At 67.1% G+C, this 10,712-nt stretch carries 13 protein-coding genes; 9 read left to right on the plus strand and 4 right to left on the minus strand.

The window, feature by feature from the left end; genetic code table 11:
* Positions 1-85 precede the first annotated feature (85 nt).
* The 9 genes from K6T36_RS00455 to K6T36_RS00495 all read left to right on the plus strand — a co-directional run bounded on the left by K6T36_RS00455 (position 86) and on the right by K6T36_RS00495 (position 8,617).
* Positions 86-361 (plus strand): hypothetical protein, encoded by a 276-nt coding sequence (locus tag K6T36_RS00455; protein WP_222922114.1) that lies wholly within the window; start codon positions 86-88, stop codon positions 359-361.
* Positions 362-611: 250 nt separating this feature from the next.
* Complete coding sequence (locus K6T36_RS00460) at positions 612-2,675, plus strand: ABC transporter substrate-binding protein (RefSeq protein WP_222922115.1); 2,064 nt, start codon at positions 612-614, stop codon at positions 2,673-2,675.
* Positions 2,676-2,857: 182 nt separating this feature from the next.
* Positions 2,858-3,847 carry an ABC transporter permease gene (locus tag K6T36_RS00465; RefSeq protein ID WP_222607496.1) on the plus strand — a complete coding sequence of 330 codons (990 nt, stop codon included), beginning with the start codon at positions 2,858-2,860 and terminating at the stop codon, positions 3,845-3,847.
* Entirely contained in the window at positions 3,847-4,809 is a 963-nt protein-coding gene (locus K6T36_RS00470) for an ABC transporter permease (RefSeq protein WP_222922116.1), read from the plus strand. The genes K6T36_RS00465 and K6T36_RS00470 overlap by 1 nt, the downstream gene beginning before the upstream one ends.
* An 11-nt stretch (positions 4,810-4,820) precedes the next feature.
* On the plus strand, positions 4,821-5,978 hold the full coding sequence (locus K6T36_RS00475) for an ABC transporter ATP-binding protein (protein ID WP_222922117.1): 1,158 nt from the start codon (positions 4,821-4,823) through the stop codon (positions 5,976-5,978).
* The gene (locus K6T36_RS00480) at positions 5,948-7,345 is read left to right on the plus strand and encodes an ABC transporter ATP-binding protein (RefSeq protein WP_222922118.1); all 1,398 of its coding nucleotides are present in this window, start codon (positions 5,948-5,950) and stop codon (positions 7,343-7,345) included. The genes K6T36_RS00475 and K6T36_RS00480 overlap by 31 nt, the downstream gene beginning before the upstream one ends.
* A 3-nt stretch (positions 7,346-7,348) precedes the next feature.
* The gene (locus K6T36_RS00485) at positions 7,349-7,828 is read left to right on the plus strand and encodes an LEA/WHy family protein (protein ID WP_222922119.1); all 480 of its coding nucleotides are present in this window, start codon (positions 7,349-7,351) and stop codon (positions 7,826-7,828) included.
* Positions 7,821-8,285 carry a hypothetical protein gene (locus K6T36_RS00490; RefSeq protein ID WP_222922120.1) on the plus strand — a complete coding sequence of 155 codons (465 nt, stop codon included), beginning with the start codon at positions 7,821-7,823 and terminating at the stop codon, positions 8,283-8,285. Before K6T36_RS00485 ends, K6T36_RS00490 begins: the two co-directional genes overlap by 8 nt.
* Positions 8,286-8,356: 71 nt before the next feature.
* Positions 8,357-8,617 (plus strand): hypothetical protein, encoded by a 261-nt coding sequence (locus tag K6T36_RS00495; RefSeq protein ID WP_222922121.1) that lies wholly within the window; start codon positions 8,357-8,359, stop codon positions 8,615-8,617.
* 160 nt (positions 8,618-8,777) lie between these two features.
* Here the strand turns inward: K6T36_RS00495 and K6T36_RS00500 are convergent, their stop codons facing one another.
* From K6T36_RS00500 to hpt, 4 genes are all read right to left on the minus strand, one after another.
* Positions 8,778-9,320, minus strand: coding sequence for a hypothetical protein (locus tag K6T36_RS00500; RefSeq protein ID WP_222922122.1), 543 nt, complete (start codon positions 9,318-9,320; stop codon positions 8,778-8,780).
* A gap of 1 nt (position 9,321) precedes the next feature.
* Positions 9,322-9,567 carry a hypothetical protein gene (locus K6T36_RS00505; protein ID WP_222922123.1) on the minus strand — a complete coding sequence of 82 codons (246 nt, stop codon included), beginning with the start codon at positions 9,565-9,567 and terminating at the stop codon, positions 9,322-9,324.
* A 99-nt stretch (positions 9,568-9,666) separates the two neighbouring features.
* Positions 9,667-10,053, minus strand: coding sequence for a hypothetical protein (locus tag K6T36_RS00510; protein ID WP_222922124.1), 387 nt, complete (start codon positions 10,051-10,053; stop codon positions 9,667-9,669).
* A 48-nt stretch (positions 10,054-10,101) separates the two neighbouring features.
* Positions 10,102-10,668, minus strand: coding sequence for a hypoxanthine/guanine phosphoribosyltransferase (gene hpt / locus K6T36_RS00515; RefSeq protein WP_159665962.1), 567 nt, complete (start codon positions 10,666-10,668; stop codon positions 10,102-10,104).
* Between the last annotated feature and the right edge of the window lie 44 nt (positions 10,669-10,712).

A 10,712-nucleotide genomic window follows, 5' to 3' on the forward strand; every position in this document is an offset into this window, starting at 1 on the left:
GGCGGCGGACGACTTATCGCCCGCAGTGGCGCCCGGGTCGGCCGTTCCCGGGTCGCTTATGCCGACCGACCGACAACGTGGACCCATGGCAGTGGGTACGCGGACGGTGCTCGCCCTCCTCGGCGGGGTCGTGCTGACGGTGGGGGTGTACCTCCACGCGACCGAGCGCGAGAGCACCGGCTACGCGGTGATGGCGCTCGGGTTCGCGACCGCGGCCGCCTGGGCGTTTCTCGGCATGGAGCTGGCCCGGCTCGGCAGGGCGTCGACGCCAGAGACGACGTACCTCTCGGGCGCGATGGCCGCCGTCACCCTCGCGATGTACTTCGGGATGCGCGCGCGAGCCCTCACGAGGGGCGAGTGAGCGGTCGAACGGGGCTCTCCCCGCGCCGAACACATTCTCAAAACTACAATAAATTCATCTTTCGTTTACGGCGGTTTTCGCGAGGTCACGATCGTCGAACGTAATCGGCGACTAATTCACATTCGTGAGTTCTGTGCCGAATTACTGCGGAAACAACGGTACAGATAGGTGAAATACTGATTTCAGTGATCTGCTTCGTTGTGCGAGGATCCCACATACTTAAGTTTGGTATTCCATAACGAAAGCGCGTATGTCAGACAACCAGTCCGGTTCCAGCCGGCGTCGGTTCCTCCAGGGAACTGGCGTCGCGGCGGTCTCCGCGGGCCTCGCCGGCTGCTCAGGCAACGGCGACGGTACCGAAACCTCCGGGGACGACTCGACTCCGACCCCAGAGCAGACGCCGACCGAGGTAGAGAACACCGACGACATCCCGACCGGCGGGATCTTCGACTTCGGGATGGGGACCTCGCCCAACACGCTCAACGTGCTCGCGAGCTCCTCCGCGTACGTCGGCGTCATCACCGACCGGATCTACGAGTCCGGCGCGGCGATCGACCCGGTCAACTTCGAGATGCACCCGAACGTCTTCACCGACTGGGACTACGAGGTGCTCGACGAGACCGGCGAGGACGACCAGCCGAACGTCGAGGTGTACTTCAACGTCCGCACGGACGGCCTCACCTGGAACGACGGGGAGGAGTTCACCGTCGACGACGTGCTCTTCTCGTACAACTACCTGATGGAGCAGAACCCCGGCGGCTACGCCGCGTCCATCAACCCCATCGTCAGCGTCGAGGAGCACGACGGCGACTGGGACTGCGTGATGACCCTGAGCCAGCCGAACGGGACGTTCGCGTACGACCAGCTCGGCCTGCCGATCCTCCCGGAGCACCGCTGGGGAGACGTCGACGACTACCAGACCTACGAGCCGGCCGACACCGACTTCGGTCCCGTGGGGCTCGGCCCGGGCGTCGTCACGCAGTACGACCCCGACACGGCCGTCGAGGTGTCCTTCGCGGACCGCGAGGGCGAGTACAACCTCTCGGAGCTGAGCTGGCGCGAGGAGGTCTCCGGCATCATCGCCGGCGGCCCGTTCATCGACGCCATGCGGATCCGCGTGTACTCCTCGACGTCCGCGCTGCACCAAGCGCTGTTCCAGGGCGACATCGACTCCCTGTACGACGGCGTTCGCACCTCGCGGATCGAGGACGCCCAGGACGACGAGGACATCGAGCTGCTCGACGGCTTCGACACCGGCTACAGCCACTACTCGTTCAACCTCCGTCGGACGCCGCTTGACGACCTGCCGTTCCGGCAGGCGCTCAGCTTCGCGTTCGACGACTTCTACTGGACCCAGCAGCTGCTTCGCGGCTACGCCCAGCAGGGCGACTTCGTGATGCCGCCAGGCTACACGGCCGTGCGGCCGGAGACGGGGTCGGACCAGGAACTGCTCGAGGGGCCGTCGACGCAGGCGTTCACGTTCCGCCAGTCGAGCCCGAGCGTTCCGAACGTCGAGGCGATCCGCTCGTTCCTCACGGAGGGGCAGATGATCACCGGCGAGGAGGGGACGTTCGTCGGACAGGAGTACCCCGGCAGCCTCACCGGCGTCACCGCGAGCCAGACGGAGCCGAAGCACGACTACAGCTTCGGTCCCGTCGAGTCCGAAGTGCTCCAGGAGTCCGACGCGGAGCCCGATCAGGAGATCCGCGTCAACGGCGAGACGCTCACCGAGGTCCACGACGGGCCGCTCACGATGCTGCTGTCGCCGGCGCAGGAGGCGCCCCAGACGGCCCAGATGGTCTCCGACTGGATCACCTCCCTTCACGAGGTCGGCATTCCGATCGACCGCGAGGTCGTCTCGTTCAACACCCGCGTGACCCGGGCGTACGGCTCGGAGGACTTCGACATCTTCAGCATGGGCTGGGTGAACCTCTCGCCGTTCGCGACGAACACGCTGTACAGCCTGTTCCACTCCGACAACGCCGACGACCACTCGGTCGCGGAGACGGAGGGCGACGACGAGAACACCTCGACGCTGCTCAACAACGCGATGGGCTACGGGCTGTTCGATGACGCGGGCGCCGACGAGCTCATCGACGAGGCGCGCACCACCCTCGACGCCGAGGCGCGCAACCAGACCTCTCGTGAGGCCGTCGAGCGGATCTACCTCGACTTCCCGACGATGGTGACCAACTACGGGGTGCCGAAGTGGCCGATCAACTCCTCGGAGTGGACCGGCGCCATCGAGAACATCCCGGGCCCGGGTTCGACGTACCTGGGAACCCAGATCCTGCAGATCCACCAGAACGAGTAACGCCCCTCGAAACGATCGCCGCGTCCGACTGACGCGCGGCGTCGGGCACCCCGCACCGCCCTCGAACCGATGGGGCGGGGCGGGGCCCCTGACGGCGTCGCCCGTCGGGTATCGGACGATTCAACAGGTTCAAACGGCCGCCTTCGTGATACAGTAGTACGCGGAACGGTCCCACAAAACGCATGACCAGAATCAGTGGAAAATACCTCGCAAAGCGGATCGTCGTTTCGTACCTGACGCTCCTGGTGATCATGTCGCTTCTGTTCGTCCTCCTGCGGAGCATGCCGGGCTCGTTCATCACGAGCATGATCAGCTCCGGCATGACCGCCGAACAGATCGAGCGGATCCGGGAGACGTGGGGACTGAACGAACCGCTGTGGAGACAGTATCTCGACTTCATGATCAACTACCAGACCGGCAACTTCGGCCGGTCGCCCACGTACAACGCCCCCGTCGCGGACCTGATGATCCGCCGGATGCCGCGGACGCTGATCCTGTTCGGATCGACGTTCCTGATCGGCTTCATCATCGGCCCGTTGGTCGGGATGTACCTCGGCTGGTGGCGCGGGTCGAAGAAGGACAAGTCCATCTTTAGCACCTCGCTGCTGCTGTACTCGATGCCCAGCTTCTGGATCTCGTGGCTGTTCATCTGGGTGTTCAACTACGAGTTCGGCCTGTTGCCGAGCGCGTACATGTTCACGCAGTTCCCCGAGTTCCAGTGGACCGCCTTCACCGTGATGCGCGACGTGCTGTACCACATCGCGCTGCCGATAATGAGCCTCACGTTCATCGGCTGGGTCGGGTCCATGCTCATCATGCGCCCGACGATGAACCAGGTCACCGACGAGGGGTACGTGTTCCTCGCGCGGGCGAAGGGCCTCTCGGAGCGGACGGTGATGATCAAACACGCCGCGCGCAACGCGCTCATCCCGGTGGCGACCGGCGCGGTCGTCGGACTGGCGTTCCTCATCGACGGCTCGATCATCATCGAGAACGTGTTCAACTGGCCGGGCATGGGGCAGATCATCGTCACGTCGGTGCTGGAGCGCGACTTCCCGGTCGCACAGGCCACGTTCTTCCTGCTGGCCGTGCTGGTCGTCATCATGCGGCTGCTCACCGACGTCGTGTACACGTACCTCGACCCCCGGATCAAGTTCGGGGAGGGTGAATAATGGCAACCGGACAAGGAGACACCGAGACCGACGGCGAATCGTACGCGCGGCGCTGGGGGCCGCGGATCGAGCGACTCAAGCGGGGCTGGAGCCGGTACACCGAGCACAACATCGGTATCCTCGGGCTCGTTATCCTCGCGATATTCAGCCTGTGGGCGGTGATCCCGGGCGTCTTCGCGCCCCATTCCCCCGATTGGATCGCGTACATCGGCGAGCCCCCCATCGAGAGTCGACTCACGGCCGACCAGGTCCGCTCGCTCCCGCACCCGCCGGCGTTCGGGGACCCGTTCTTCGCGCCGCTGGGGACGAACGCGAACGGGAACGGCATCCTCTCGCTCGTGATCTACTCCGCGAGCAACGCCATGTACATCGGCCTGGCCGCCGGACTGCTGTCCAGCCTCGTGGGCGTCCCGCTGGGGCTGATCTCCGGGTTCTACGGCGACACGTGGATCGACGAGGCGATCCAGCGGTTCGTCGACATCATGTACGGCCTGCCGTTCCTGCCGTTCCTGATCGTCCTCGTCGCCATCCGCGGGATCACGACGACGAACATCATCATCGGCATCGCGGTCACCTCCTGGCTCAACAACTGTATCACGATACGCGGGGAGACGCTCTCGCTGAAGGAGCGGTCGTACGTCGAGTCCGCGAAGGTCGCCGGGGCCTCCGACACCCGGATCATCTTCCGGCACATCATGCCGAACGTCCTCCCCATCTCGTTCGTGTTCCTCGCGCAGGACGCCGCGGGCGCGGTCATCGCGCAGGCGTCGCTGGCGTACCTCGGGCTGGCGGACTTCACCGCCAACTCGTGGGGGATCATGCTCGAGAACATCAAATCGCAGGGATACATCTTCGACGCCTGGTGGTGGCTGCTGCCGCCGGGCATCGCGCTGATGTTGATGGCCGCATCGTTCTACTTCATCGGCTTCTCGATGGAGGACGTGACCAACCCGCAGCGGTGATCTGATAGCACATGACACTACTCGAAGTAAACGACCTCTCGATCCGATACGCGGTCGACGACGGCTCGTCGGTTCACGCCAGCGACGACGTGAGCTTCTCCGTCGAGCCCGGCGAGACCTACGGGCTCGTCGGCGAGTCCGGCTGCGGGAAGACGACCCTGGCGAAGAGCCTCGTGCACCTGCTCGACGACAACGGGTACATCGAGGAGGGGGAGGTGTGGTTCGACACGACGCTCCCCCAGTGGGCCGACGAGAACGGCGATCCGAAGCAGTCGGTCATCGACGACCCGGACAAGCCCGTGCGCGAGGACGGGAAGACGGACCTCGCGCGGCTCGACGACAAGCAGATCCGCGACATCCGCTGGCGTGACATCGCCATCATCCCGCAGTCGGCGATGAACGCCCTGAACCCGGTGTACAAGGTCGGCGACCAGATCGTCGAGGCGATCCTCCGACACGAGCCGGAGACGACCGCCGAGGAGGCGCACGAACGCGCCCGCGACCTGCTCGAGCGCGTCGGCATCGAGCCGGACCGCGCCGACGACTACGCCCACCAGTTCTCCGGCGGGATGAAACAGCGGGCGGTCATCGCCATGGCGATGGCCTGCAGCCCGGACCTGCTGATCGCGGACGAGCCGACGACGGCGCTGGACGTGATCATTCAGGACCGGATCCTCGAGGAGCTGGAGGCGCTCCAGGAGGAGTTCGGCGTCTCGATCCTCGTCATCAGTCACGACATCTCGGTGATGGCGGAGATCTGCGACCGGATGGCCGTGATGTACGGCGGGAAGGTGATGGAGTCGGGGCGCACGGAGGACATCTTCGGCGAGACGGCGAACCCGTACACGCTCGGGCTGAAGAACTCCTTCCCGACGATCACCTCGACGGATCAGGACCTCGTTTCCATTCCGGGGACGCCGCCGACGCTCCGTGACCCCGACGAGGGCTGTCGCTTCCGCGACCGGTGTCCGTTCGCCGTCGAGGAGTGTCACGCCGCGCACCCGCCGATGTACGACGTCGCCGCCGCCGACGAGGACGGCCGGACGGTCGAGGCGACCGACCGGCGGGCACACGCGACGGCCTGCTACCGAATCGACGACCTCGAACAGCTCCGAACCGACGCACTCAACGAATCCACATGGACCGACCAGACGATCGAGAACCGTTAGTAGAGATCGAGGGGCTCCGGAAGCTCTTCGACCAGTCACAGGGCATCATCGACACCGTCCTGGGTCGCGAGCCGCAGCCGGTTCGCGCAGTCGACGGGGTGTCGCTCGACATCTACCCGGGCGACACGGTCGGCATCGCCGGCGAGTCGGGCTGCGGCAAGACGACCCTCGGGAAGCTGCTCGTGAAGCTGTACGAGCCCACGGAGGGGTCGATCAGCTTCGACGGGGAGGAGATCACCGACATGACCCGCGAGGACGAGCGCGAGTTCCGCAAGCGGGTCCAGATGATCTTCCAGGACCCGTTCGAGTCGCTCAACCCCCGGATGACGGTGTACGACACCATCGCCGAGCCGCTCAAGATCAACGAGATGACCGAGGGGTACGACGAGCGGCGTGCGCGCGTGAAGCAGGTGCTCGAGGACGTCGGGCTGGGTCCCGCCGAGGTGTATCTCGACGCGTTCCCGGACGAGCTGTCCGGCGGCGAGCGCCAACGCGTCGCGATCGCTCGGGCGCTGGTCGTCGACCCGGACTTCATCGTCTGCGACGAGCCGGTGTCGATGCTGGACGTGTCCATCCGCGCGGGCGTGTTGAACCTGATGCAGGAGCTGCAGGACGAGTACGACCTCACCTACCTGTTCATCAGCCACGACCTCTCGCTCATCCGCTACATGTGCGACCGTGCCGGGATCATGTACCTCGGTAACATGGTCGAGCAGGGTCCCACGGACGACGTCATCGACGACCCCAAGCACCCGTACACCGAGGCGCTGTTCGACGCGGTGCCGGACGTGGAGTTGGGCGAGGACCGCCGTCGCGCCAACGCGACCGGCGAGGTCCCCTCCCCCCGGAACCCGCCGAGCGGCTGTCGGTACCACCCGCGGTGTGCCCACATCATCCCGCCCGACGGCTGGGGCGGCAGCCAGGAGGCGTTCCGGCGGGCGTTCCAGTTCAAGCTGAAGGCGAAGCGCGGCGAGCTCGACGCCGACGCCGCGCGCGACGACGCCGGCGACGCCGGCGACGCGGTCGAATCCCTCGTCGAACAGGGGCTGACGCTGGACGTGCCCGAGGAGTACCGCTCGGAGACGGAGATCGAGACCGGCGGCCACCGCGTCGACGCGTCGACGCTCGATCTCCCGTCGGACGCCAGCGCCGCCCTCGAGGAGTCCGCCGAGGCGGTGCTCGACGGCGACGCCGAGGCCGCCGTCGCGGCGCTCGACGACGTGATCACGACATCGTGTGCAACCCGCGAGCCGCGGCCGCTCCCGTCGGGGACGCGCGAGGTCGCGTGTCACCGGTACGAGGACGACGGCGTCGAGGGGATCGGCGGCTCCGACGGCGGGCTCAACGCGGCCCCCGCGGAGGACTGACGGGTGGTCAGGTCCCCACGTACCCAGCGCGCCCTCCTCGTCGCGCTCGCCGTCGTGCTCGCCGTCAGCGCCGCCGCGTTCGTCGCGACCGCGAGCGCACAGCTAGCGTGGCAACAGCGCGACAGCATCGACTTCCGGGCGACCGACTACGAGCTCGTCGACGGCGAGGACCCGCGGCTACGGGTGACTATCGACGTGCGGAACCCGACGAGCGTCGACGCGCGCGTTCGCGCCGGCTCGCTGGTCGTGTACGACGGCGACCCAGCCGACGGCGAGGCGTTGACGGTTCCGCGAAGCGAGCGGCTGACCGGCGACCGTGAGGCCGCGGTCCCCGCCCGCGGAACGACGACGGTGACGCTCGTCGCGGAGGTCCCCGCCGACACGGTCGAACGGGCGCGGGCGGCCATCGAGGCCGACCGCGCGGTCACGTCCGGAACCGTCGCCGTGACCATCCGCGGGCGGAGCTACGAGGCCAATGTCTGAGCGAACGTCCGGATTGGCCGCGGCCGTGATACGGCCCGCGCGCGCCTCCTACGGGTCGCGCAGCGAGCGGATCGCGTCGGCGGTCACGGTCGGGCTGCTCACCGGGCTGGCGACCGCGATGGCCACGTACACGCTGTGGCAGACCTCGCTCGCCCCCGGGTGGGCCGGCGACACCGTCATGGCGGCGCTCGTGTTCGCGGCGGGCGCGCTCGTGAAGCTGCTGTGCCAGAACCTCGAGACGAGCGTGCTCGCGCTGTCGATCGCCGTCGTCGCGGGCGCCGCCCTGACGGCGGCGGCCGGGGTGGCCCCGTATCTGCTGCTCGACATCGGGACGCTCGGTGGGATCGTGTTGCTGCCGGAGCTTCGCGACGTGATCACGCTCGTGGTCTTCGGACAGGTGCCGCTGCTGTTGTTCGGCTACCTCGTCGCGATCGTCTACGACGGCGCGACCGCCTGAGGGGTCGCGCCGGCGACGCCGACGACGACGGCGACGACAGGCCTTTACTCCGCTGTCCGGTACGCGAGGGTATGCCCAAGGAGATCCCGACCGACGAGAAGTCGGTGCGCGAGCGCGGGACGTACGCCAACGACGGCAACGACCCGACGCTGGCGTCGTACCTCTCGTCGCTGTTCTTTCTCCTGTCGGTGCCGGCGTTCGTGACGCTCGCGTACGTCGGCTACTGGGCCGGGCTCTACGGGGAGTCGACGGTCGTCCCCGCGTTCGCGGGGCTGCTCCTCGCGGGGCTGGCCGGCGTGTTCGCGGTGATGCACTACACGACAGGCAGGTGAGGCCGACCGCCAGGCGAGGCACGGGTGCCCGCGGTGGGGAGTCCGGTTCAGCTTGGGCGTCGCGAGCGACTCGGACGGAACGCGGAACCGAGGAGCGTTCAGAATCGAATCGAGTCGAAGCGAGACGGCGTGAGGACTTACTGTGCGGCCGCGAACGGGATCAGTACCACTTGTCCTTGTACACGCACTGGAGGGGTTCGGTGACGACGTTCGTCGCCAGCGCCATCGAGACGATCTCGACGGCGTCGTCGTACTCGCCGGGGTCGACCGCGTCGTCGTCCCAGGCGGCGGTGCCGACGCCCAACTCGACGTGGTAGTCGTACACCGTGATCAGCCACTCGTCGGGAAGCGTCCGTTCGTCGGCGTCGGACTCGTTGATCACCCGGAGGAGGTACTTGAACGTCGTGTCCTCGCGGTCGGAGAGGTCGTCGCCGGCGTCGTAGCCGGGGACGTTGGGCGTGCCGAACAGCTGCACGAGCCGGTAGAGGGCGGTGCCGATGTCGTCGTGGCTGCCGCGCTCGGTCGGGTCGGGCTCGAGCTCGACGTGGACGTCGTTGCGCGCCTCGCGGAGGTTCACCTCACGGAGGGAGGCGCCCTCCTCGCGGCGCGACAGGATCTCCTCGCGCGATATCGGGACCATCGTGAACTCGCGAAGCTCCTCGACCGGTGGCGACTGCGGATGGTCTCGGATGTCGTACTGCATCTCAGTACGCGAACCCCATGAACCCCTTCCAGCCGATGTACCCGGCGACGATACAGGCGACGCCGGTCGCAGTCACGGTCAGCGCCTCCAGGTTGGAGATCCCCTCGATCCCGTTCAGACCCAGATACAGCGTGATCCCGAGCATTGTGAAGATGTAGCCAACGACCAGCCCCAGGATCATGACGCCGAGCGAGGCGGCGCCGAGGGGACCTTTGAGGGGATCGGGGACACGATTGCTCACGGACATTCGTACGTGTCGGTAGCGGATTCGCGGGTCTTAATTCCCCCGTTACGCGGTGGCATGGTGTCGGCCGAGCAGGGTCGGCGCAGTCGGGGCCGGCGGCTGTTACCGGTCGTTGTCGCCGCCGTTGCCGCGGCCGTCGCGTTCGGCGGCTCCGGGTTCGGCGTCGCCGAGGGGGCTCATCTCGGGGTCGAACGCCGACTCGTCGTCGGCCGGGCCGTCCCCGGCTGCGGAGGGCGACCGGTCGCGACGCTCGTGTTCGCCGCGTTCGCGGGCATCGGTGGTGAGGGCGTACTCCTCGGCGATCGGCTTACGGGCGCGGTAGCCGATCGCGATGGCGACGACGCCGGCGACGCCGTACACGACGACCGGCGTCGAGGTCACGCCCACCTCGCCGGTGACGACCGAGAGGTGTAGTGCCTGGCCGATCGAGAGGGCGCCGACGACGAGCATCGACGTGGAGATCACGCCGAGAAAGCGAGTGGAAACCATGCCGCTAGTGGGGTCGCCGTCGTGAAAAGCGCGGGGGAGTCGGCCGACTCAACCGTCGCCGTACTCGTCGACGACGACGACCTCGCCGTCCTCGACGGTGACGTTGATCAGCGTCTTCACCGAGTGGTCGGTGTCGTCGAGCTTGTTCGGGCCCGCCTTCTTGATCACCGCGACCACGTCGACCACGTCGGCGCCGATGTGGGTGAGCGCGTCGAGGATGCCCTTCATCGTGCCGCCAGTCGAGAGCACGTCGTCGAGGACGAGCACGCGGTCGCCCTCGAAGACGTCGTTGATGTACATCTCGCCCTCGGAGTAGCCCGTCTCCTGCTGGAGCGCGACCTCGCCGTCGAGGCCGTACTCGCGCTTGCGGATGACGACCAGCGGGATGTCGGTCATCAGCGACAGCGCGGTGGAGATGTGGATCCCCATCGCCGCGGGGGTGACGATCTTGTCGACGTCCTCGATCTGGGCCTTCCGGATGATCCGGATGACGATCTCCCGGAGGAGCTCGGGTTCCAGCATCGGAACGCCGTCGCTGATGGGGTGTACGAAGTACTGGTACTCGCCCTTCTCGATTATCGGCGCGTCCAGCAGGGACTGGCGCAGGCGGTCCATGTCGCCGGTACCGCCACCGAGGTGAAAAGCGCGGCGGATCCCCG

It is taken from the genome of Halobaculum roseum (assembly GCF_019880245.1).
In the GTDB taxonomy this organism is placed as follows: domain Archaea; phylum Halobacteriota; class Halobacteria; order Halobacteriales; family Haloferacaceae; genus Halobaculum; species Halobaculum roseum.